Here is a 22,454-nt window from a genome sequence, read left to right on the forward strand (position 1 = left end):
GGCCATGGGAATGCCGCCATCACCGAGCGGCGCCCAGGCGTACGAGGGGATCGGCAGCGAGGCCCCACCGGCCATGGCGGGCGCGCAACCGCAGACGTACGGGCAGCAGCCGGCGCCGCCACAGGCGTACGGGCAGGAGACGGCACCAACGCAGGCATACGGCCAGCAGGCGGCGCCACCGCAGGGACACGGTCAGCAGGCGCCACCGCAGGGGTACGTGCAGCAGGCGCCACCGCAGGGGTACGTGCAGCAGGCGCCACCGCCCAGCGGAGGTTTCGTCGCGCAGGCGGTCATACCCGCGGATCGAGCGCCTGCGCCGCAGAGCGCTCTCGGGCTGGTCACCTACAGCGGCCAAGGCCCGGACGTCTGGCTCTCCTCCTGCCATGGCGGAGCCGGCACGTCCACGCTGGCGGCTCTCCTCACCAACAGCGCGAGCGCGGGACGCTACTGGCCGGTGCCCGCACCGCCCGGCCGCTCCCGGGTGCTGCTGGTCGCGCGCAGCCACGCGGCCGGGCTGCTGGCCGCCCAGGGCGCGGTGGCCCAGTGGGCCTCGGGCGTGCTCCCGGGCGTGCAGCTCCTCGGCCTGGTGGTGGTCGCCGACGCCCCCGGGAAGCGCCCGAAGCCGCTGTCCGACCTCGTCCGCCTGATCGCCGGCGGTGTCCCCCGGCTCTGGGAGCTGCCCTGGGTGGAGGCGTTCCGCCTCGGCGATCCGCCGGACAAGATGAAACCGCCCTCGGCCTACGCACGCATGATCCATGAGGTGAACGGGTTGATCGCAGGGTGAGGGAACGGTCGGCCCGGCGGCCCGAGCCGGTGCCGACCGCTGTGCCGCGGACCTTCCGCCGGCACGTACTCGGCCGTCTCCGCCCGCCCGGCGGCACCCCTCGCGGGGACGGTCCCCGTCGGCGTCGAATTTTTCGCCGGATATATGCCCGCCGGGGGTTGCCGATCGCCCCGGCTCGCGGACCGTCCTGAACGTAGAGCAGAACGGTGCTCGGGAGGTGTTCGTCTCGCCGGATCGGTGTTGACCGGCGCGACCCCCTTCTGGGAGGGGGTCATCACTCGTGCAATCGGCGGACGCAACCCGGTCACACCGGTCCTGCCTTCCGGCCTCTGTGCTCCGGGGGCCCCTCGCAACTGGGCGGATCGCCGCCCTCCTACGCATGGTCGATCGAAGGTTCGGTCGCCTCATCTCGGAGGACGCACATGCTTAATGCGATGACCACGTGGACGGTCGCCCTGGTCCACCACGTGACCAGCTTGATCCTGGCGGCACCGGGCATCCCGGATCCCGGCCAGGGCGAGGCGCCGCCCTTTGCGGGGCCGTTCGTGACGGTGCTCAGGTGGGGGGTGTACTTCGCCCTCGGGGCCGGGGTGGCGGGGTTCGTGATCATCGGCGGCAGGATGGCGATCCAGCACAAGCGAGGCGAGGGAGGGAATCACATGAGCAGCCTGATCATCGTGGGATTCGGCTGCATCGTCATCGTGAGCGCGACCGCGATCGTCACCGGACTCGTGGGAACGACCTGATGGAGCTTCGGCAGGTCTTCCCGGAACGGGGAAGGCGCTGCCGCAAGCGAGTCCCGCGGCCCCGGTGCGCGAACGTCCCGCTCCCGATCCGCGCTTCGGCGGCGCCTCGTGGGATCCGGGGAGCGGTCGGCCCGTTGGAACGATCCCAAACGGCTGGCGGGGCCTTCTGTGACCCGGCATGCCGCACCATGCGCGGCCCTCGCACCGTGCCCGCGCCGGCCGGCCGCCGGCCCGCGGTGCCGCGGAGCCCCGCCCTCGGCGGCGCGGGCTCCGGGCCGGCCGCCGCCTTCGCCGCTCTTCTGGTCGATCCGCTCTGAGATCGGGGGTCCACCGTGCCTGGATCGAATGCCGCGATGAGCTTCATCGGAAAGGTCGGCGCGGCCCTCCGGACCGCCGTCCGGCGAAAGGGCGCGCATCTGCGAGGAGCGCTCTTCCGGCTCGCCGCGTCCGGCGCGGCCGCGCTCGCCCTGGCCGTCCTCGCGGGTACGGCGGGCGCCGCCGGAGACCCGTACTCCGGTGCGGGCAACGCGACGGCGACGGGCGGTGCCCCCTCGATCGTGATCGGCACGGGGGAGGCCGGAGCAGGGACGGAGAGGGCGACGCCGGTCGCCGCGCTGGCACCGGGCCGGGTGGCGACCGCCGGTCTCGCGGCGAAACCGGCGCCTTCCGATTGCAGGGGCTCGAAGTCCGACAACTGGGACGATATGGATAACATTCGTACCAGTGACCCGGACCCTGGTGGCAAGTTCCAATTCAATCCCTGCACTCACCAGGTGAGAATCAGCGATACCGAGAAGGACGGTCACCTCGTGCGCGGTGGCGTCGCTTTGGACGGCACCCTGGTGGTCCGTCTGAGGGCGGCCGGAAATCCCAGCGAGGACGTGGCCACCATCCCGCATTACGATCCGAAGAAGCTGTACATCTTCAAGGTCTGTCTGGCCGGCAGTGACAAGGATGATGACTCGTACTGCGACAGCAGCGACAATCAGCACTGGCCCAAGGCGGACAGGGGAGGGCCGGACCCGTGTTACTCGTGGACGGGTAAAGGGGCAGAGGACAACTGCCACAACGGGAGAAAGCTCTTCGGCTTCGATGACGGTGACAAGAAAAAATATGAAAAGTGGAGGGACGCTCTCCGAGGGCCGGATCTCAGCGTCCCCATACCCAAGCTTCCCGTAGGGAGGAAGCCGGACATCAATGCCAGGCCCGACCTGTCGCTGCCACGGAGCCAGCCGGGTGACGTGGACAAGATCACCAAGCCTGTGGCGATCTTGTTGCGTTGGCTGGTCTGGACGGTCCTGGGCGGCTGTGTGGCAGGTTTCGTGATCGTCGGGGGGAGAATGACGATCAGGCACAAGCGGGGCGAGTTCGGCGCGAACGCCACCGAAGTGGGATGGGTGGTGCTCGCCTGCTTCGTCGCGGGCTCCGGGCTGGCCATCGGCTTCGTCTCCCTCCTGGTCGATCCGTTCTGAATCGGGGGACCGCCGTGTCTGAGTCAAACAACTGCGCGCCTCCTGCGCGATGTCGTCCGGGGGGCACCCGGTGAACGACGTTCTCAACGAAGCGTGGGCCTGGCTCGTCCAGAAGCTGCTCGACTGGGCACTGGGAAGCTTCGAACAGTTCCTGACCTGGTGGATCGCCGGCAGTGGCACCGCCTATAACGTGCAACTGACCGGGGAAAAGGGCGGGGTGCTCTATGATCTCCGGCTGTACACGAACTGGCTGACCGCGGCGTTCGCGTTCGCCGGGTTCCTCGTCGCGGCCTTCCGCATCGCGATCCAACGCAAGGGTGCGCCTTTCCGGGACGCGATGGTCCAGTTCTTTGAACTGGCGCTGATCATCCTCACTGTGGCTACAATCGTTAATTTGGCGAATATGGCCGGAGATCAATATTCCAAAATGATCATCGAGCATATGAAGCCGAAGGACGACCAGTGGCAGCAGAAGTGGCAAGACGGAGTCCAGTTGATCCGCGGCGGCGACAAGGATGATGTATCGTTCGTTCTCGCCTTCTTTGCCGCTGCGGCGGCACTCTCGTCGTGTATTCAGTTCGTGTTGATGCTCTTCCGGAACGGCGCCCTGATAGTTGTCGTGGGGATCCTCCCGGCGGTGGCGGCGTCGAGGTTCACTTCTTATGGGCAGGCCGCCTACCGGCAGTGCATCGGACTGCTGGTCTCGTTCGTCCTCGTCAAGCCGCTCATCGCGACCATCGATGGCGCGGCCTTGAAACTGATGACGTCCGATTACGAGGCTGATCGCCTCTTCGGTCTGGCCCTCGTCGCGGGCTCGGTGCTGGCCATGCCCGCGACCCTGCGCGCCGTGATGCCCGCGGCCACTCAGGGGCAGAGCTTCTTCGGCATCCGCCAGGTCGGCCACTTCGCGTACGGCGGCACGTCCGTGACCATGAGGAGCCGGGGGCTCTCCCTGCTCGGCATGTTCATGCCCGGCGGTGGCGGATGGCGCGGCAGCTCGGGCGGCGGTCCGGGTGGAGCCCGCGGCGGTGGTGGCGGTGGCGGCGGTGGCGGCGGTGGCGGTGGCGGTGGTGGTGGCCGCAGGACGACCACCGTGACGACCACCGTTTCGCAGCAGATCGGGCGGAGAGGTGGAGGGGCCTCCGGGGCCTCCACATCTGATGATAACGACGCCTATTTGTACGGCGGTAACGGCTCGAACAATGCCGCGGGATCGACCGGTTCCACGGGATCAACCGGTTCGGGCGGCCGTTCGCCCAGCGGTGGCTCCGGCGCCTCGAGTAACTCGGGTGCCAATACAGGGGGTAGTACAGGTGGTAATTCCACTTCTTACACTCCGCCCTCTGGAGGATCGGGGTCGTCCTCGGTACCGCCGTACCAGCCTCCGCCTTACACGCCCCCGCCCGCGCCCTACATCCCTCCCTACACGCCCCCGCCTCCCGGTTCCTCCGGGGGCGGAGGGTCGGGTGGCGGTAGTGGCGGTTCGGGACGGGGCTCGAGCGGAGGCGGCAACAGCGGAAGCAGCGGGCCCAGCGGCAGCAGGTAGTCCGGTAACGCATGGTCAAGAAATGAGGTGAGCTGGAGTGGCAACCGACTATCAAGAACCGACGTACGGGAACTGGCGCAAGCCGGTGTCTCCGGGGATCGGGAAGCTGGGACTGGCCGGGACCCTGATCCTCATGGTCGGGATGATCATCGTCACCCTGCTCGCGATGGCGTCGCTGATGGTCGCGCTGTTCGGTGCCGTGGTCCTGGCGGTGGTGATGCTGCCGCTGGTCATCCAGGACGTGCACGGGCGGACCGCGCTCCAGTCGCTCACGGCCCGGTTCAGCTGGTGGTCCGGCCGGTCCCAGGGATGGCACCTCTACCGCTCGGGGCCGCTGAGCGTCGTCCCGCACGGCGTGTGCCGGCTTCCCGGGCTGCTCGCGCAGTCCCGGCTGGTGGAGGGCCGCGACTCCTACGGCCGCCCGTTCGCCCTGGTCATGATCCCGTCCACGAAGCACTACACGGTGGTGTTCGACTGCAACGCCGAAGGCGCGGCGCTGGTCGACCAGACCCAGATCGACACGTGGGTGTCCCACTGGGGGCAGTGGCTGGCCTCGCTGGCCTACGAGCCGGGCCTCGTCGCCGCGAGCGTGACCATCGAGACCGCCCCCGACAGCGGGACCCGCCTCCGGGAGGAGATCCACGCCCACACCGATCCGAACGCTCCGGAGCTCGCCCGGGCCGCGCTGGAGGAGATCGTCTGGAACTACCCGGTCGGCAGCGCGCGGGTGTCGACCCGCGTCGCGGTCACCTACGCCGCCCTTCCGCAGATCGGCGGCAAGCGCCGGGACCAGGAGGCCATGGTCCGGGAGATCGGGATGCGGATCCCCGGGCTGATCTCCGGACTCTCGATGACCGGTGCCGGGTCCGCCCGCCCGATGACCGCGGAGCAGCTCGCCCGCGCCGTGCGGATCGCCTACGACCCGGACGCCCAGTCGACCATAGAGGCCGCCGAGGGCCAGGAACTGCGCTGGGACGACGCCGGGCCGGTCTCGTCGCAGGAATCCTGGGACCACTACGTCCACGACAGCGGCCACTCCATCACCTGGGGCATGTCGGAGGCGCCGCGCGGCGAGGTGCTGTCCAACGTGATGACCGGGCTGGTGGCGCCGCACCACGACATCGCGCGCAAGCGCGTCACCTTCCTCTACCGGCCGCACGACCCGGCTTCCGCCACCCGGATCGTGGAACGGGACCGCAGGGACACGCGGTTCCGCCTCGACGGGTCCACCGCCGCGGCCCGGAACGAGATCGACGTCATCAAGAGCGACCAGTCGGCCCTTGAGGAGGCCAGGGGAGCGGGGGTCACCCGGTTCACCATCCTCGTCACCGCCACCGTCCGCTCGTCGGACGAACTGCCGGTCGCGGCGGCGGCCATCGACACGCTCTCGGCCCCGGCACGTCTGCGGCTGCGCCGGATGTACGGGTCGCAGGCGTCGGCGTTCGCGGCGGCCCTGCCGCTCGGCATCGTCCTGCCGCACCACCTGCAGGTTCCCGCGCTGGTGAGGGAGTCGCTGTGAACGGTCCCCTGGAAGCGATCCCCGCCGGCCCGCCCGGAGAGCCGCCCGCCGCGGACGGCGACCGGAAGGGCAAGAAGGCCAAGAAGGACAAGAAGAAGACCGGAAAGCCCGAGCTCAAACCCGGGTTCAGGGGCTTCAGCCGCCGGGGCGGGGGCCGCGCCTCCTACGTCGAGGCGCCGCCGGAGTGGCGCGGGACCACGGTCCAGGTCTGCGGGCTGTGGCCGTTCGGGGCGGGATCGGGAACCCCCATGATCGGTGTGCCGCTCGGCCGGGAGCTGACCACCGGCGCCGCGCTGTGCTGCGACCCGATCTCGTGGTTCCAGCGCGCGAACCTGATCCACAACCCGTCCGCGCTGGTGCTGGGCAAGCCGGGGCTGGGCAAGTCGACCCTGATCCGCCGGATGGTGGTGGGACTGGTCGGCCAGGGGGTGTTCCCCATGGTGCTCGGCGACCTCAAGCCCGACTACGTCGACCTGGTCCGCGCGATGGGCGGGCAGATCATCAAGCTCGGCCGCGGGCTGGGTTCGCTGAACGTCCTCGACCCCGGCGCCACGTCCAAGGCCGTGGCCCAGCTCCCGGAGGAGGCGCGGCGGAAGCTGATCGCGGACGCACACGGCCGCCGGCTGAACATGGTCGCCGCGCTGCTCACGCTCCTGCGCGGCGGGCCGATCGCCGACACCGAGCGCACCGTCCTCAACGCGGCCCTGCGGGTGCTGGACGAGCGCCACAAGGGCGTCCCCATCCTGCCCGACCTCATCAAGGTGATCGACGACGGGCCGGAGCGGCTGCGCGCCGTCACCCTCGCCCGCGGTGACGAGGCGCGGTACCGCGCGGCCGTCGACCCCCTGCACGCCTCGCTGCTCGGGGTGCTCGACGGGCCGATGGGCGAGACGTTCGCGGGCCACACCACCACGGGCATCGAGCTGGACAACCCCGGGGGCGTCTGCATCGACATCAGCGGGATCGACGACTCCGACGCCGAACTCCAGGCCGCCGTCCTGCTGGCGTGCTGGTCGGACGGGTTCGGCTCGATCGAGGTCGCGCACGCGCTGGCCGACGAGGGCCTGGCGCCCCCGCGGCACTTCTTCGTCGTCCTCGACGAGCTGTGGCGGGTGCTGCGGTCCGGACGCGGCCTGGTGGACCGGGTCGACGCCCTCACCCGTCTCAACCGCCAGCGCGGCGCGGGCCAGGTGATGATCACGCACACCATGGCCGACCTGCTCGCGCTGGCGGACGAGTCCGACCGGATGAAGGCCAAGGGCTTCGCCGAACGCGCCGGCATGGTGATCTGCGGCGGGCTGCCGCAGGCGGAGATGCCCATGGTGAACGAGGTGGTGCGCCTGTCGTCCATCGAGGAGCGCATGATCGTCGACTGGTCGACGCCGCCGTCCTGGAACCCCGACCTGAAGGAGGACAGCGAGCCTCCGGGGCGCGGCAGGTTCCTGGTCAAGGTCGGCGGCCGGCCCGGCATCCCGTTCAAGGTGGAGTTGACCTCCGTCGAGAGGGACGTCAACGACACCAACAAGCGCTGGACCAACTCGACCACGAGGCCCCCCGCCAGGACCACGTGACCGGCCCGGGCACGGTGGCGTCCGCACCGCGGCGGCGTCCGCGGTGCGGTGCCGAGCCCGGGCGGTCGACTCCGTCGGCCAGGAAAGGAAAACCGGCCCATGTCGTCGCCGCCTCAGGAACCCACAGAGGGAATGGACTTCTGGTCGGTCATCGAATTCGACGGGGAACCCCGGAAGAAGGGGACCCTCGGTACCGAGAACGACAAGCGTGTCGCCGGCCGCCTCCGGGCACCGGCCCCCGTTGAGCGCGCGCCCCGGACGGCGCTCTCCTCCCTGCGGCCGGCGCCCTTCCCACCAGGCGCCGCCGAGCAGCCGCTGCCCGCCCCCCACGTGACCCAACCCCGCCCGCCCAAGCAGGACGGCCCGGCCCCCGTCCCCCCACCGAAACCACCCCGAACCGCCCCGCCCCCGCCGCCCCGCACCGACGCGACCCCAACGAAACCGCCCCAGGCCGAGCCGGCACCAGCAAAACCACCCCGGGCCGCCCCGCCTCCGGTTGCATCGCCCCAGGTCGAGCAAGCGCCACCGGCCGAGCCGTCCGTGGCCGAGCCGCCCCCGCGCGAAGCACCCCAGGCCGAGCCGCCTCGTGCCGAAGCGCCACCGGTCGAAACGCCCCGTGGCGCAGCGCCACTTGAGGAACCACCCCAGACCGAGCCCCCAACAGCCGAGACGTCCCGAGCCGAAGCGCCTCCGGCGGAACCGTCCCGAGCCGGAGCGCCTCCGGCGAAGTCGCCCCAGGCCAAGGCGGCGTCGGCGAAACCGCCCCGGGCCGAGCCGCCTCAGACCGCACCGCCCCAGGTCGAGCAAGCGCCACCGGCCGAGCCGCCCCCGCTCGAAGCGCCTCAGGCCGAGCTGCCTCGTGCCGAAGCGCCGCCGGTCGAAACGCCCCGGGGTGCGGCGCCGCTTGCGGAACCGTCCCAGGTCGAGCCACCGACGGTCGAATCGCCTCGGGACGAAGTGCCATCGGCCGAGTCGGCTTCGGTTGAGCCGCCGCAGGTCGAGGCGCCGCAGGTCGAGGTGCCTTCGGTTGAAGCGTTCTCGGAGGAGGTGTCTGCGGCGGAGTCGGCGGGTGGGGGGCCGGGGCCGGACGAGGACTGGGAGACCGCCGCGCGGATCGCGGCGTCGATCAGGCCGTCGATCGGCCGGATGTGGCTCGACATGCTGAGCCGCCACACCGGTGGCGATCCCGCGATGGCCCGGAAGGTCTACTACGTCATGGGCGGCCTGCACCTCATCGGCGAGTTGTGGCAGGACCCCCGGGTCATGGAAGTGCACGTCCGCGGCACGCGGGTGACGGTGTTCGGCGAGCACGGCGTCCACGAGGTCGCGGGGTTCCCGAGCGAGGAGGCCGCCCGCCGGGCCGTCGAGAGCGCCGAGGCCGCGCAGGACCGGATGGACGCCCGCGTGACCCGCGCGGGCGAGTCGGTCGTGGTGAGCCGGCGCACCATGCGGGGCCCGACCATCGCCGGGCTCCTCGAGTCGGGAGTCGTCACCAGGGAACTGCTCTCCCAGGTCGAGGCGGCGCTCGCGCGCCTGGAGACCGTGACCGTGACGGGGCCCGCCGCGCGGGTCGTCATCCGGGCCTTCGCGCCGCTCGTCCCGCCGGGCAGCCGGGTCTTCGAGGGACCGCACGCGGTCCTGCCCCCGGGCTGCGTGGCCGCGGCGGAACCCCTGGACGCCGACTACGTGATCGGCGTGCGGCCCGGCGCCACCGCCGAGCGGATGGCGTCGGCCGGCCAGGTCGGAGCGCTGATCGCCAACCCGGAGTCGGAGATCCGGGCGGCCGTCAGGCTCGTCGTCACGGGCCGGTCCGCGGCCCCCGAGATGGTGATGCGCGCGCTGACCCGGGTGATGGCGCACTGAGCGGAGCCCGCCCCGGCGGTCACGGACGCGGTCCGGGGGCGGCCGGGGCGGGCTCCTCACGCGTTCCCGAAAATGAACGTTGCGGCGGGCCGCCATGTCCGGACGGTACCTATACGAGGGGCCTGAAAAGGGAAGGCGAAGAGTCCGGCCCGACGATTGGATTCGCCTTCGACGTCGATTCTTCGGCCGACTTCATGACATGGAGGCACGTACCGAAATGAGCCTGGTCACCGGTGGCCGATCGGGGGAGGAAGTTGACGGGCCGGAGGAGGGACCCTACGAGTTTCTGGAGCAGTTGGCGACGGAATTGAACGCCGGGCAGTTGATGCGGGCCCGGGTGGAGCGGACGGCCGGGGGCGCCTGGGTCAGGGTGAGCAACCCGAAGACCGGATGGTTCAGCGAGCGGGTGAAGTGCTACCCGGATCCGCTGGCCGGCGACGTCCTCTGCTACTGGTGGGAGTGGGGCTCGAAGATCGGCCCGGTGGACGACGTGCGCGGATGCGTCGCGGTGATCGCCCGCGTGCTCGACCCGGAGCCGGAGGTGGGTCCCTGACCTGGGAGCGGCGGGGCTCGCGGCGCGGACCGCGAGCCCTCCCCCGGTGAGCCGGGCTCACTGCGGCGTGCCGGGCGGGTCCGGAGGAGCCGAAGCGCGGGGAAGGCGGGCCGGTGCCCGCCGAATGCGAATCCATTCCCCGCGGTGGTGGCAGAAGTGCGCCGTTCCCGGACGATAATAGACGAGGCCGCCTTCCGGCTTGGTACCGGTCGGTAAAGGCGGTCTCCCGCAAGGAATCCTGCTCCCTTGGCTGCCAATGGCGCCAGTTGAGGGAGCAGGTGCCCTTTTCCAGTGATGGGTGAACGGCTCGCCGTTCGCCGGTAACCGCATTAATCCCGTAGTGGAATGCGATTCAGATCGCGCCCGCGACCGGCTCGACGAGCTTGGCCAGGGCCTTCTGCTGGATCTGCCGCACGCCCTCGCGGGAAAGGCCGAGCTGCTCGCCGATGAGGCGGAGCGACTGCCCCGGTTCGCCGTTCAGGCCGAACCGGCGGGTGAGCACGTGGAGTTCGCGGGCGTCGAGGCTCGGCAGCCCCTGGTCGTGGAGGGCGCGGAGCTGCGACCGCAACTCCACCTTGTCCTCCAGGTTCTGCGTCGGATCGACCAGCCGCTCCTCGAGCGAGATCATCTCGTCGTCCCGGCCGCTGACCGAGGCGTGCAGGCTGTCCAGCCGGGGGGCGTCCAGGACGCGGCGGACCTGCGCCTCGGTGACGCCGGCCCGCTTGGCGATCGCGGCGGGGTCGGGCGGGGTCGCCTTGCCGTTCTCCTCCAGCAGCGCGCGCTCGGCGGCGAGGATGGCCGGGCGCTTCTCGAAGTCGCCGAGGTTCAGGTTCGGGTGCTCGGCGTCCCGGACGGCCCGCAGCACCTCCCGCTGGATCGGCTTGAAGGCCCAGCTCGCGAACAGGCCCTGCGCCGGGTCGTAGGACGAGATCGCCCACAGCAGCCCCACCTTGCCGGCGCTCTCGTAGTCCTCGCTGTGCTCGGACGACCGGGACGTGAACGCGGCGACGTAGCGGCGCACCAGACCGAAGTTCGCCGTCATGATCTCGTAGGTGAGATCGTCGAGCTCGCGCTCGGCCTGCCGCAGCTCGGCCTCCCGGTCGGCGTCGGCCTCGCCGGTGCCGCAGCTCGCGCGCAGTTCGGCGATCGTCATCTGGAGTCGCCTCCGGCGGGCGAACAGCTCCTCGTTGCGTGTCCGGATCCGGTCAGAAGTCTGAGAGCCCTCGCCGGCCGGCCGCACGGTCTCCATCGTCTCTCCCCACCTCGTGATTCACGCAGCCATCAGACGAAACGATCTCGGAGAAAGAGGCAGCCTCAAAAGGGTTGTTGACATGCTCGTTGCAGCTCCGGAGCGTCCGTTCGGCGCGCCCGGCGGCGGCGTCGCGGAGCGGTCGGGAGAGAGAATTGGCAGGTGGCGGCGGTCATCGGCGACCGGCGGCCGTCCTGCTGGTTCGGAGGGCGCCGAGCCGCCGTTGATCTGGAGTTGATCTCGGCTGGAATTCGTGTTGAAACCTCGGAGAACGCTTGCAGAGGCGCTGATGCACGATGTTGCTCAAGAAGAAGCGTTGATGGCGCGCGCGTCCGGCGCCGACCTGGCGCCGATACCGGCTTCGCGGGCGGCCGGCGCGGGCGCCGCGGTCCGCTCGCGCCGCGCTGCGGAGCGGCGAAATCAGTTCACGGAGCGCGATTCCTTCGGCGCCGCGAACTGGTCCTGATAGTTTCAGGAGTAGTTGAACTGCAACTTGCAGGGCTCGCGGCGGAGGCTTGGAAACTCTGCATCCGACGTGCGCTTCGCAGAGCATTTGCCTCGTGGTCGCGCGCCTTGCGTGGCGGCGTTCGCGACGCCGCCCGCTCGCATATTTTCACATAGTGATGTATCCGCGACAATCCTTGGGCGGGATGTGGTTCTCGCCATCGCGCCGCGCGGCCTCCGCCGTTCGAACAGTCCCCTCTCCGGCCGGTGACCTGGACGGAGAGCCGTGCGGGTTCGAACACATGAGGATGTCGATCCCCCGTGCCGGCACGCGGCCGCGTTGCCGACCGCCCCGCGGGCGCGTCTTTCCCCGGCCGGGGACGCCGGCCTCGCGGGGAAGTTGAATTTTAAAAGAGATCGGCGCGAGGGGCTGCCCGCGACGCTTCTCCCGATGGCCCGCCGACGCGGAGAAAGCCATGGAATCCGAGTTTGAAATATGCCTCGGAATTGCCGGGCGGCCCGCCGGACCGTCCTATACCGGTGCCCGGACGAACATCTCGCGGGCGGCCGGGCGGACGCCCGGAAGTCGGCCCTCCCGGGCCCGGCCCGCACTCAAGATCATCGCTCGCCCCGTCCGGCCCCGCCGATAGGGGTGACCTGGCGGGCATCGCCTCGCATGCGGACAACGGCCCGGCCGGCGCGGGCGGCCCGATCGGCGCCCCGGTAATCGCGAGAAACGCCCGTAAGCTCGGCGAACAAAGGGGAGCAGGCCGCCGATACCACGTCAAGGTCCGTGCTTCCGTGTGAGGGCTGTGCCGTCCTCCTGAAGCGATGTACCTTACACAAAGGCCGCTGTTCACGCAGCGGCCTAACCACTATCGTGCAGGCACGATTAGCATGAAGTCAGCTCAGTGTTCAGGGGGCGGGGGTCCCCATTCCTACTGCCGCACCGGCAGGTACGGAGCTGCCTGGGCCGAAGCTCGAGGAGGGGACGTTGGAGTTTGCCGAAGATCCACTTGATCGTGCCGCCTTCCCGCGCGGCACTCAGGCTCGCCCCGCGCTGACGGGCACCGGCCGGGGCGCGGCGAGGGGCCGCCCCGCCGCCGGCCGCACGACCGGCGCGGCCCGCCGGTCCGCCCCGGTGGGAAGCCGAGGATCTGCCGGCTGATGCACCCTCGGTTCGTACACGCCCGGGTGGAGTCCCCTCCCCGCGGCGTCCAGGATCTGACCGTCGACGACGCCGCCGACCCCGACTCCCTCGTCGCGGCGGGCCAGGCGCTCACCTGGCGGGCGCGGTTCACCGCCGGCTCCCGCACCGCCATACCGCTGTCGGACACGTGCGCGCTCGTCGTCGAGCAGGAGGAGCCGGCCCCGGAGGGCTGGCACGACAGGTTCGTCCGCGGCCTCGCCCACCGGCTGGCGGGCGAGCTCACCATCGCCACCTTCGGCGCCGGGGAGCGGCCCGCGCCCGTCTCGGGGGAGGACGCCGACTGCGCGGAGCTGCTCGGCTCCGCCATCGACGGGCTCGGCCGGCTGCTGGCCGACCTGGAGGACGCGCAGACGCCCGAGGAGACCGCGGAACGGATGGTGGCCGACACCGCCGGCACCCACCTGGCGCTCCTCGGCGCCGTCACCGACCAGCAGGTCGCCGTGCGGCAGGAGGCCGGGTTCACCGTGCACAGCGTGCGCTCCGTCGCCGCGGGCGCGACCCGGGCCGATCTCGAGCGGGCGCGGTCCCGGGTCGGGCTGCCCTGGCCCTCCCAGGCGGGCGCGAGCGTCGGCGAGGAGCTGGGGCTGGCCCGCTGGTGCACCGCGATGCAGGTGCGCGGCCACCAGATGTGGAGCCGGCTCCAGGACGACGACGCGCTCGTCACCGACCTCTGGCTCCGCGATCCCTAGCGCGCCCCCGGGACGAGGTACCCGTACCCGGTCTGGGTGACGATCAGGCCGTCGCCGAGCTTGCGGCGCAGCCGGGAGATGTGCTCGGCGAGCGTCCGGGAGACGCCCCGGCTGGTTCCCCACACGTCCAGCATCAGCTCCTCCTTGGAGACCGCCCGCCCGCGGTTGGCGGCCAGGAACTCGAGGATGGAGTACTCCAGGGGAGCCAGCCGCACCACCTCCCCGTCCTTGAAGACCTGCCGGGCGGCGAAGTCGATCACGATGGGCGGGATCTCCACCAGGTTGTCGTCCACCTCGTCGTCGCGCTGGACGACGCCCGTCCCCTGGGCGCGCCGCAGGACGGCCTCGATCCTGGCGAGCAGCACCTCCGGGTTGAACGGCTTGGTGATGTAGTCGTCGCCGCCGAGCCGCAGCCCGAGCGTCTGGTCGTGGACCTCGGTCCGGACCGTCAGCAGGATCACCGGGACGTCGTTCCCCTCCTGGCGCATCTCGAGGATCAGCGACAGGCCGTTGACGTCCGGCAGGTTGACGTCCAGCAGCGTGATGTCGACGTTCCCGCGGCGGAGCGCCTGCCGGGCGAGTTCTCCGGTGGGGACCGCCTCGACCCTGTGGTGATGCTTGCGCAGGAGAGTGGAGACCACCTTCACCAGGCGGGGATCGTCGTCTACAACCAATATCCGCGCCATACCTCATCGTATCCGGATAGAAGGGCCGGTCAGGGAAGAATGGAGTGGGAAGCGGTCGGCGAACGCCGTCGCAGGCGCAATCCGGGCCGCTCCTCCACCGCCGTTGGAACTCCGTACGGAGGCGGGTGCGGTCCCGCCTGTCTCATTTTCGTCCGTGCACTCCGTGACCGCGCTGATACGCTCACTCGCGGCCATCTGGGAAATCGAACGGAGGCAAGGTGTGCGGGTGCTCATCATTGAGGACTCCGGGGTCGGGCAGTTGCTCCGTACGATCGTGAAACGCGACGGTCACGAACCGGTTCTCGCGGGGAACGGAAAGGAGGGCTGGCGGCTGCTCGTGGACCGGGCCCGCCCCCCGGACCTGCTGATCCTCGACCGCATGCTCCCCGACATGGACGGTGCCGAGGTCCTGACCCGGCTTCGGGAACACGCCCCCACCGTCGACCTTCCGGTTCTCGTCCTCACCGCGGCTGCTCGCTCCTCACTTCATCTGGACGACGGCGCGCTGACCCGCGTCCTCGCCAAGCCTTTCGATCTCGCCGAGTTGCGCGGGGTGCTCGCCGATCTGGCATCGGTCGACGCTCACCTTCCCGGCGGTGGCCGTCTCACTCGGTAGAGCCGGTCTGCGGTTCATCGTCCTGATCTTGGTCGGTCGGCGCAAGGGGAAGCCGGAGTTCGACCTTGAGCCCGCCCGACGGAGCGGTGCCCAGGTCGATCCGCCCGTGCATCGAGGTCATGAGCAGGTCGGCGATGTGGAGGCCGAGCCCCGAGCCCGGGAGGTCCTGCGTGGAGGCCGACCGATAATAGGGCTTGAGCGCCGCGAGGAGCTCCCCCGGGGGGATGCCGGGCCCCTCGTCGCAGATCGTGAGCACGCCGTGGCCCGCCTCCTGGTGCGTCTCCACCGTCAGCTTGCCCTCCGGGGCGTACTTCTCGGCGTTGCGGAGGACGAGCACCAGGCACTGCCGCAGCCGGACGGGGTCGCCGCGCACGACGACCTGCGACGGCGTGGAGACCACCGTGCGCGAGGCCACCGAGGGCGCGCTCTGCAGCGCCCGCCGCAGCAGGCCCGAGATCTCGATGTCCTCCGCGACCGCGACGGGCCAGGCGGACGGGTCGCCGTCGATGACGAGCATCAGGTCGGCGATGACGTGCTGCATCACCTCCACCGAGTCGAGGATCGCGCCGATCGACTCGGCGTCCTCCTCGTTCGCGACGGCGGGCTCGAGCAGCTGCGCGTGCCCGCGGATCGTGGTGAGCGGGCCGTGCAGCTCGTGGTGCACCGACGCGAGCAGCAGGTGCCGCATCTGGTCCAGCTGCTGCCGCGCCGACTTGTCCACGAACACGGCCGTGAGCAGCTCGGACGCTCCGGGCCCGGAAGCGGCCGAGCAGGAGACCTCCACCCAGAGAAGGCGCCCGTCCCGGGTGGTCAGCCGCGGCGTCCCGGTGAGCCCGTCGGCGAGCTCGACCGGGGACCCGTCGGTGCAGACCAGGGTGAAGAGGTCCTCGCTCCGGCGGCCGAGCGCCTCGTCCGCGGGGATGCTCGTCAGCGCCGCCATCGCGGAGTTCCACACCTCGACCCGGCCGGAGGCGCCGAGCACGAGGATCGCGACGTCCGAGTGGTCGATGGCCGCGCTGAGCCGCGCCCGTTCGACCTCGAGCTCGTGGGCCGCCCAGGTGTTCGCCCAGTAGGCGCCGAGCGCCCGGGCCGTCCCCCTGATCGCTCCGCCCAGCACCCCGGACAGCACCCAGAAGCTCAGGTAGAGGCCGGTGATCCGGGTCCACCCCATGAGCAGGTAGCCGGCGACGCGGCCCCCGGGGGCCTCCAGCGGGAAGTGCACGCCGGCGCGCCATCCGCCGGGCAGGGCGTCCTCGTCGACGAGGTACGGATGCGGCCGCGACGGGAGCCCTTCGAGCCAGGCCAGCTCTTCCGGCCGCCGCTGGTAGCGCGTGATGCCCTCGGCGGAGGCCTTGATCCAGATGTCGCCCGCCGGCAGGGAGGTGTGCAGCCAGAGCACACCGGATCTCGTGATCTTCCGCAGGTCGCCCACGAACGAGGCCAGGTCCGCCGCCTCCGCATGCCGGTGGGCCATGACGTAGGGCAGCTGCAGCAGCCGCTCGGCCGTGCTGAGCGCCGTCTCCCGCGTCCTCAGGACGCGGGTGTCGACATAGTAGACGGCGGCCGGGAACGTGGCGAGGAACGCCCAGGTGACGTCGCCGGTCCGCAGGGCCCTGAGGACGAGGAAGGCGAAACCGGCCGCGCAGGCCGCCTCCATCAGGTCCTCCGCGATCAGCGGGGCGTGCACGGACCGCCTCATGATCGCGACGATCAGCAGGGCGGCCACCAGGAGCAGGACCACCTGCGTCACGCTCGGCGCCCGGCTGGGCAGCCCCGCGGGGCGCGCCGTCACCAGGCCGGTGACGGCCAGGGTGAGCAGGGTCTCGACCGCGTCCAGCGCGATCCTCCACCGCCTCGCGCGCAGCAGCACGGCCTCGCCGAGCAGGACGGCCGCGGCGCCCGCCGGTGCCACGAGCCAGTACGGGACGAGGCAGTAGCCCAGGGGGGCGAGGAAGGCCACGAGGGACGTGGTCGCCGAGGGCGGCCGGGAGAACCAGACCGCGGTTCGGCCGGAGGCCAGCCGGGAGAGCCTCATACGGCCCTCGCCTCGGGGAACGCGTCCCGCGCCCGGTGGTGGGAGGCGCCGGCTCCGGCGGCCGGGGGCGCCGGACGGGCCCGCGCGTCCATTGTCTCGACTCCGGGAATGAGGCGTCCGCCGGAGTGCGCGGACGACCCGCCGGCACGCCTATTCCCGATCAAAATCATGCTCCTTCATTCGTCGATCCATTCGTGCGGGCGAACAGACGCACGCCTGAGAGCGCTTTGCGGTGGTGGGTGAGTTGAGCATGGCATCCAGGAACGTTGCTGGCCGTCTTCGCTGCGGTGATCGAGTCGAGGTCGGACGAGGCTTTCTGATGCGTCGCTACAGACGACCGTCCGCGCACCGCCCGGCGCTGCAACAGATCGGTTCCATCTGGTGGTCATTCGTCTCATATCGTGAGACGAGCGGTGCTGCGGGCGGCGCGCTGTGCGCCGCGCCTTCAGGCCGGGCGGGCGTGCCCTGCGGGGCCCGGCGCCCTCAGGCCGTCCGCCCCGGCGACGCGGCGGACATGCGGAGTCTCGCCGGAGCGCGGCGGCGGCAGGGCGGGCGTGTCGGGGGAGCCGTGGGGCGGAGGCCGTCGACGGTGCGGTCCGAGGACGGGCGGCGGGGACGGGCGGTCGGGAAGGCCATGCGATCACCGTGCGGGGAGAAGGAAACGGTTCGAGTAGCCGGCGGAAAGGGGGGAGACGGCGGGCTGGAATCGGAGTGGTGAGGCGGGGGCGTGCAAATCATCGGGGCCGTCATAATGGAACGATGCAAAAGGCCGGTGGACCGGTGCGGTTTTTCGCCGGTATGGTCGCCGCGCCCGTTCGCCGGAGCCGCCCCCCGAAGGAGGCGACGGCGGCGACCAAGCGCTCGTTGAGAGCTCGCCTCCTCACGGGCGGGCCGACGGGAGCCCCCAACCGGTTATTGTCCGCAGCCGCCGATCCGTTTCCCGGGTTCGCCGGACCGGCGGCGGTGACGTCGATCACCGGCGGCCGGGATCCGGGCGCGACGACGGTGGTCACGGCGGCCCGCCCGTGCGGTGAAGGCCGGACCGCCGACCGGCGCGGTCGAGGCCGGGCACGCGCGTGCGGGCGGTGAGCAACGCGCGCTCCAGCAGGCGCCCTTCGCGGGGAAACCCGGCGGACAGCGCACGGACGAGCCGCAGGACGGCGTCGACACCCTCGGCGGACCCGGCCCAGCCGCCAGCCCGCACCCAGGACTCCAGAATCTCCGGGCGCCGGTCGGCGTGGCTGGCAGGCATGCGACATGTCCATATCGACCGGAAGCCGTCCCAGTAGCGCTCGTGGCCCCTGGCGGGGACCCCGGTGATGTGCTGCGGCGGCGCGTCCAGCCACAGCAGCAGCCCGTCCAGCACACCGCGCTCGCGAGGGGTCGGGGACTCGGCCTGCGCCAGCCGGGCCTTCAGCGGCCCGTCCTCGGGGACGCGGTCCAGCGCCGTCAGCCAGCCGGCGAGGCCCGGCAGGACGTAGCCGAGCCGCCCGGTGCCCGATCCGAGCGCGACCAGGTCCGACACGCAGCCGGTGCCGTGCCCGGCCAGCGCCGCCTGGCGATCCGGGTCGACAGAGCGCAGCGGGTCGAACAGCACGTCGCCGAACGGGCCGAGCAGGGACTCCGGCAGGCGGTGGGAGAGCATCCTGTACCAGGCGACGAGCCGGTCCGGCGGCCCGAACGCCAGTTCCGCCATCAAGGCGCACACCGCGCGGGGGTTCGCGTCGAGCGCGCCGAGCGTCGCGGGCCACTGCGACGCGCCGGCGGCGACGGCCTCCAGATCGACCATCTCGAGGACGATCAGCGCCGCGCTCTCCGCGCGGGCGGTCTCGTCCTCGCCGCGACCCGCGGGGCCGAGCAGGGAGGCGAGCAGGTCATCGGCCTGCCCGAGGTCGGCCCAGCGCTCGCGCAGCAGCGGCACGTCCTCAGGAACGCGTTCTTGGATCAGCGCGGTGAGGATTCTTCGGGCGCCCGCGTCGCTGAGCTCGCGGTGGCGTCCGGTGGTGAGCAGGTCGCGGATGTCGGCGGGGTCGTGGGTTCCGCGTTCCACGGCCTGCAGCACGGTCGCGGGCCAGTCGAGCCCGGCGAGTATCCGGACCGCTGCGGTGGGTTCGGTGTCGGTGAGGGGTGGGGTGGCGTGTGCGAGGTACGCGACGACCTCGGCGTGCGAGCGTCCCCGATCCCCGAACAGGTCGGCGAGCATTTCGGCGTAGGCGCGGCCCGGTGTGTCGCGTTCGGGGAGCCGGGGTGTTCGCCAGTCGAGTTCGGCGGTGCGGTCACGAACCTGTCGGGCGAACGCAAGCGAGACGTTGCGGTTGCCGCTCTGATCCCAGGTCGCCGCGGAGAACCGGGTCCGCCACCCGTAGGGCAGCAGCGCCGCGACCGCGTCCAGGAACACCAGCCGCTCCACAGCGGTCAACTCCGGTGCACCGGTCACGGTGACGGGACCGTCGATCAGCAGTGACGCGGCCGCGGCGACCCGCTGCACTCCGAACCGCCCCAGTGCCTGCGCCAAGGTTGCCGGGTCCAGCGGCGCCACCCGCAACTCCACCCCGTCCGGCGGGAACGGTGGCGTCACCCCCGACAACGCCTCGAACAACCCCGCATACGACACCGGCACCGCACGAAGCGCCTCATACGGCACGCACAAGTACCGGGTCTCGGCGATCGGGCGGCCCGCACCGTCGGCCTCACCGGTCCAGTCCTCCAACGCCACACCGATCCGGGTGCCGTCATCACCGCCGCGCACCTCACTGATCGTGATCCACGGCAACGCAGCAGGCCCCGACCGCCCCGGCGACGGCGTCCCCAACGCGAAATGCCGCAGAATATGCGCATAGTCAGCCGCCGAGAAATCCGGACCACCACACCCGGTCACCCGATACTCGTCATAACTACCCGGCGGCTTACCCCGGACCGCCCACCCGGCCCGCAACACCACCGCCCCCCGCGCGGGACCCTCGTCCGTCACGCGGCGCCTCCGGGAACCTCACGTCCTCCTGCGTCCCCGTCCAGCGCCCGTCCCGTGACCGGGCCGCGCTTCACGACCTCACCCGGCGCCGTCTCCATAGTGAAATGCGCACCACACATAGAAACTCCCTGGGATGTTCCCGTCCAGGCATGTCGGGCTTCAGCTCACCACACGGATGGGGCACTCCATGGGAGCACGCGTTTGCACCGAAGATAGGAGGGGCTTCGGGCGGGGGCTTGCCGCGCTGCGCACGGAAGTTGCCGCCGTATGCAACAGGGAGCGCGCTTGCCCACCGGTCGCGCGAGCGTACGCTGACGGTTGCCGCCGTGGTACGCGCGGATGCGCATAGCCGAATCTTGTGCGTGCCAGGTGGCAGGACGAGCAGTTGTGAGCGTGAGTGCCTGGGGGGAGACCGTCTTGAGCTACAGCGTCACCACCACGGCGACCGATGACTACGCCCCTCACGAGCGCGTCGAGCTGTGGAGGGAGCGGACCAACGCCTACCAGTCCGCGCTCGACGTCCGCTGCCCCTCTCCGGAGGACTTCCACGGCAGGATGATCCGCCAGTACAGCGGGGCCTACCAGCTCGTCTCGTACTGGTCGAGCGAGACGCACTATCTGCGGACGCCGGATCTGGTCCGCCGCGAACCCGACGAGGACTACCGGCTCCTGATCCCGCTGTACGGCGCGGCGGGCCTGGTCACGGACAGGAGCGAGGCGACGGTGCGGCCCGGCACGGGCGCCCTGCTGACGATCGCCCAGCCGTGCCGGTTCACCCAGTCCGGCTCGCTCCGCGCCGTGCTGCTGACGATCCCCGCACGCGAGGTGCCCGGTCCGTACCCGGCCTCCTGCTTCTTCGACCTGACCAAGGGCCTCGGCCGGCTCGTGAGCGCCATGATCGGGGTCCTGCGGGACGAGCGCGACGAGCTCACCGCCGCGCAGTTCGACGCGGCGTGCGACCGCCTCACCGAACTGGTCCGCATGCTCATCCAGGGCGCCGAGCAGCCGCCCGCCGCCGGACGTCTCGCGGAGGTGGAGGCGGACATCCGCCGGTACGTGCGCCGCAACATAGCGGATCCCGAGCTCAGCGGCTCGTCGGTGGCGCACGGCCTCGGCTGGTCGCTGCGCCAGGTCCAGCTCGCCCTGCAGCAGGCCGGCACCACCCCGCGCGAGCTGATCCGCGAGGAGCGGCTCCGGCTCGCCCGCGAGCGGCTGCGCGACCCGCGCCACCGGCACGTGCCGATCACCGACATCGGGCACGGGACGGGCTTCCCCTCGTCCAGCGCCTTCAGCGCCGCATACCGCCGCCGCTTCGGCGAGACCCCCCGGGACACCCGCCGGCGAGCACTGGAGGACACGGGCTGACGAGGCGGGGACACGGGCTGACGAGGCGGGGACACGGGCTGACGAGGCGGCCCGCACGGCATCGACGTCCCGGGACCGATCCCGTGTCCGCCCTGGCCACACGGTAGGCAGTGCGGGAGCGTGCGTGCAGGTCGGTGGCGGCGTGGCAGTGCGGGGTGGCGGGGTACGTCGCGTGGGAGGCGATCACACAGATGACCTGCCGCCTGCCCCGATCCCGCTCCCGAAGTGGATCGTCCCGGCGAAGAGGCGAATCCCGGGGTCGTCACCGCCAGGGTGGCGGTGCCGAACGAGGCCATCGACTTGCGGCCGGAGTGGGGCCCGGACTCTGCGGGCCTCCTCGGCGAGCGCCTCGATTCCCTGCGCTGATCCGCTGGCAGTGCCGACCGTTGCGTCATCGGTGAACACGGTGCGCATCTCCCCGGAGCGCTTTTCGTCCAGCACGCGGCCGAGGCGGCCAGGGGTGATGTGCTTTTCAGGCGGTCGCGGCGGTCGGTTCGTTCGCGTTCTTGATGGCGCGGGCGAACCTGACGGCGCGTTCGGCCTGGACTCGGGCGGCGGCGCGGGTGGTGTCGTCGACGGGAGTGGTGCCGCCCTGGTCGAAGTGGGAGGTGCCGTAGGGGTTGCCGTCGGCGAACTTGGCAGGGTCGGTGTAGCCGGGCGGCACGAGGACGCCGCCGAAGTGGTGGAAGGTGTGCGACAAGGCCAGCAGTGTGGCCTCATGCCCGCCGTGCCCGGTCCCGGCGGAGGTGAAGCCGCTGTAGACCTTGTCGGCGAGCAGGCCCTGCTGCCAGACCGGTCCCAGGGTGTCGAGGAACTGCTTGAGCTGGGCGGCGATGTTGCCGAAGCGGGTCGGTGAGCCGAGCAGGACGCCGTCGGCCCAGACCAGGTCGTCGGGGACGGCCGTCGGGACGTCGATGGTGGCGGCCAGGTTGGCGGCCCAGGCGGGGTTGGCGTCGATCGCCTGCTGGGAGGCCAGTTCGGCGACCCGGCGCAGCCGGACCTGGGCGCCCGCCTTCTCGGCGGTCTCGGCCATCTCGCGGGCGATGTCGGCGATCGTGCCGGTGGCGGAGTAGTAGACGACGGCGATGTTCACGGGCTCGTTCATGATGCCGGGCCTTTCTGAGGATGCGTCCGG

General features: G+C 71.3%; 17 protein-coding genes. 12 read left to right on the forward strand and 5 right to left on the reverse strand.

Annotation, left to right across the window (positions count from 1 at the left end):
• Positions 1–10 precede the first annotated feature (10 nt).
• The 8 genes from ABT299_RS23880 to ABT299_RS23915 all read left to right on the forward strand — a co-directional run bounded on the left by ABT299_RS23880 (position 11) and on the right by ABT299_RS23915 (position 10,054).
• Positions 11–784: a DUF6668 family protein gene (locus ABT299_RS23880; protein ID WP_500252039.1), complete on the forward strand. Its 774-nt coding sequence runs from the start codon at positions 11–13 to the stop codon at positions 782–784.
• A gap of 434 nt (positions 785–1,218) precedes the next feature.
• On the forward strand, positions 1,219–1,530 hold the full coding sequence (locus ABT299_RS23885; RefSeq protein ID WP_387031752.1) for a hypothetical protein: 312 nt from the start codon (positions 1,219–1,221) through the stop codon (positions 1,528–1,530).
• Between the two features lie 353 nt (positions 1,531–1,883).
• On the forward strand, positions 1,884–3,002 hold the full coding sequence (locus ABT299_RS23890; protein ID WP_500252040.1) for a hypothetical protein: 1,119 nt from the start codon (positions 1,884–1,886) through the stop codon (positions 3,000–3,002).
• A gap of 70 nt (positions 3,003–3,072) precedes the next feature.
• Positions 3,073–4,548 carry a hypothetical protein gene (locus ABT299_RS23895; protein ID WP_500252041.1) on the forward strand — a complete coding sequence of 492 codons (1,476 nt, stop codon included), beginning with the start codon at positions 3,073–3,075 and terminating at the stop codon, positions 4,546–4,548.
• 37 nt (positions 4,549–4,585) lie between these two features.
• A complete protein-coding gene (locus ABT299_RS23900) occupies positions 4,586–6,067 on the forward strand; it encodes an SCO6880 family protein (RefSeq protein ID WP_387031744.1) in 1,482 nt (493 codons plus the stop codon).
• Entirely contained in the window at positions 6,064–7,638 is a 1,575-nt protein-coding gene (locus ABT299_RS23905; RefSeq protein ID WP_387031742.1) for a putative type IV secretion/conjugal transfer ATPase, read from the forward strand. Before ABT299_RS23900 ends, ABT299_RS23905 begins: the two co-directional genes overlap by 4 nt.
• 1,047 nt (positions 7,639–8,685) lie before the next feature.
• On the forward strand, positions 8,686–9,501 hold the full coding sequence (locus tag ABT299_RS23910) for a hypothetical protein (protein ID WP_500252042.1): 816 nt from the start codon (positions 8,686–8,688) through the stop codon (positions 9,499–9,501).
• A 217-nt stretch (positions 9,502–9,718) separates the two neighbouring features.
• The gene (locus ABT299_RS23915; RefSeq protein ID WP_190856865.1) at positions 9,719–10,054 is read left to right on the forward strand and encodes a hypothetical protein; all 336 of its coding nucleotides are present in this window, start codon (positions 9,719–9,721) and stop codon (positions 10,052–10,054) included.
• 352 nt (positions 10,055–10,406) lie between these two features.
• On the opposite strand, the gene ABT299_RS23920 is transcribed toward ABT299_RS23915, so the two are convergent.
• A complete protein-coding gene (locus tag ABT299_RS23920) occupies positions 10,407–11,303 on the reverse strand; it encodes a sigma-70 family RNA polymerase sigma factor (protein WP_190856864.1) in 897 nt (298 codons plus the stop codon).
• A 289-nt stretch (positions 11,304–11,592) separates the two neighbouring features.
• On the opposite strand from ABT299_RS23920, the gene ABT299_RS23925 reads away from it, so the two are divergent.
• On the forward strand, positions 11,593–11,769 hold the full coding sequence (locus ABT299_RS23925; protein ID WP_190856863.1) for a hypothetical protein: 177 nt from the start codon (positions 11,593–11,595) through the stop codon (positions 11,767–11,769).
• Between the two features lie 1,145 nt (positions 11,770–12,914).
• Entirely contained in the window at positions 12,915–13,646 is a 732-nt protein-coding gene (locus tag ABT299_RS23930) for a hypothetical protein (protein ID WP_190856862.1), read from the forward strand.
• Here ABT299_RS23930 and ABT299_RS23935 read toward each other — a convergent pair.
• A complete protein-coding gene (locus ABT299_RS23935; RefSeq protein ID WP_190856848.1) occupies positions 13,643–14,332 on the reverse strand; it encodes a response regulator transcription factor in 690 nt (229 codons plus the stop codon). The two genes, ABT299_RS23930 and ABT299_RS23935, sit on opposite strands and share 4 nt — an antisense overlap.
• Positions 14,333–14,486: 154 nt before the next feature.
• On the opposite strand from ABT299_RS23935, the gene ABT299_RS23940 reads away from it, so the two are divergent.
• Positions 14,487–14,948 (forward strand): response regulator, encoded by a 462-nt coding sequence (locus ABT299_RS23940; protein WP_190856847.1) that lies wholly within the window; start codon positions 14,487–14,489, stop codon positions 14,946–14,948.
• Here ABT299_RS23940 and ABT299_RS23945 read toward each other — a convergent pair.
• Positions 14,938–16,983, reverse strand: a complete 2,046-nt coding sequence (locus tag ABT299_RS23945) for a PAS domain-containing sensor histidine kinase (RefSeq protein WP_500252043.1) — start codon at positions 16,981–16,983, stop codon at positions 14,938–14,940. The two genes, ABT299_RS23940 and ABT299_RS23945, sit on opposite strands and share 11 nt — an antisense overlap.
• A gap of 1,009 nt (positions 16,984–17,992) precedes the next feature.
• Entirely contained in the window at positions 17,993–19,732 is a 1,740-nt protein-coding gene (locus ABT299_RS23950) for a hypothetical protein (RefSeq protein WP_500252044.1), read from the reverse strand.
• A gap of 639 nt (positions 19,733–20,371) precedes the next feature.
• Between ABT299_RS23950 and ABT299_RS23955 the strand changes: the two genes are divergently transcribed.
• Positions 20,372–21,319: a helix-turn-helix domain-containing protein gene (locus ABT299_RS23955; RefSeq protein WP_206699967.1), complete on the forward strand. Its 948-nt coding sequence runs from the start codon at positions 20,372–20,374 to the stop codon at positions 21,317–21,319.
• Positions 21,320–21,791: 472 nt separating this feature from the next.
• Here the strand turns inward: ABT299_RS23955 and wrbA are convergent, their stop codons facing one another.
• Complete coding sequence (gene wrbA / locus ABT299_RS23960) at positions 21,792–22,424, reverse strand: NAD(P)H:quinone oxidoreductase (protein WP_190856843.1); 633 nt, start codon at positions 22,422–22,424, stop codon at positions 21,792–21,794.
• Positions 22,425–22,454 lie beyond the last annotated feature (30 nt).

Source organism: Spirillospora sp. NPDC000708, assembly GCF_040299565.1.
In the GTDB taxonomy this organism is placed as follows: domain Bacteria; phylum Actinomycetota; class Actinomycetes; order Streptosporangiales; family Streptosporangiaceae; genus Spirillospora.

What these genes read in the sequence shown, in the direction of transcription:
- ABT299_RS23880 (WP_500252039.1), top strand. Translation starts at nt 11, where the DNA reads ATGCCGCCATCACCGAGCGGCGCCCAGGCGTACGAGGGGATCGGCAGC.
- ABT299_RS23885 (WP_387031752.1), top strand. Translation starts at nt 1,219, where the DNA reads ATGACCACGTGGACGGTCGCCCTGGTCCACCACGTGACCAGCTTGATC.
- ABT299_RS23890 (WP_500252040.1), top strand. Translation starts at nt 1,884, where the DNA reads ATGAGCTTCATCGGAAAGGTCGGCGCGGCCCTCCGGACCGCCGTCCGG.
- ABT299_RS23915 (WP_190856865.1), top strand. Translation starts at nt 9,719, where the DNA reads ATGAGCCTGGTCACCGGTGGCCGATCGGGGGAGGAAGTTGACGGGCCG.
- ABT299_RS23920 (WP_190856864.1), bottom strand. Translation starts at nt 11,303, where the DNA reads ATGGAGACCGTGCGGCCGGCCGGCGAGGGCTCTCAGACTTCTGACCGG.
- ABT299_RS23925 (WP_190856863.1), top strand. Translation starts at nt 11,593, where the DNA reads ATGCACGATGTTGCTCAAGAAGAAGCGTTGATGGCGCGCGCGTCCGGC.
- ABT299_RS23930 (WP_190856862.1), top strand. Translation starts at nt 12,915, where the DNA reads ATGCACCCTCGGTTCGTACACGCCCGGGTGGAGTCCCCTCCCCGCGGC.
- ABT299_RS23935 (WP_190856848.1), bottom strand. Translation starts at nt 14,332, where the DNA reads ATGGCGCGGATATTGGTTGTAGACGACGATCCCCGCCTGGTGAAGGTG.
- ABT299_RS23945 (WP_500252043.1), bottom strand. Translation starts at nt 16,983, where the DNA reads ATGAGGCTCTCCCGGCTGGCCTCCGGCCGAACCGCGGTCTGGTTCTCC.
- wrbA (WP_190856843.1), bottom strand. Translation starts at nt 22,424, where the DNA reads ATGAACGAGCCCGTGAACATCGCCGTCGTCTACTACTCCGCCACCGGC.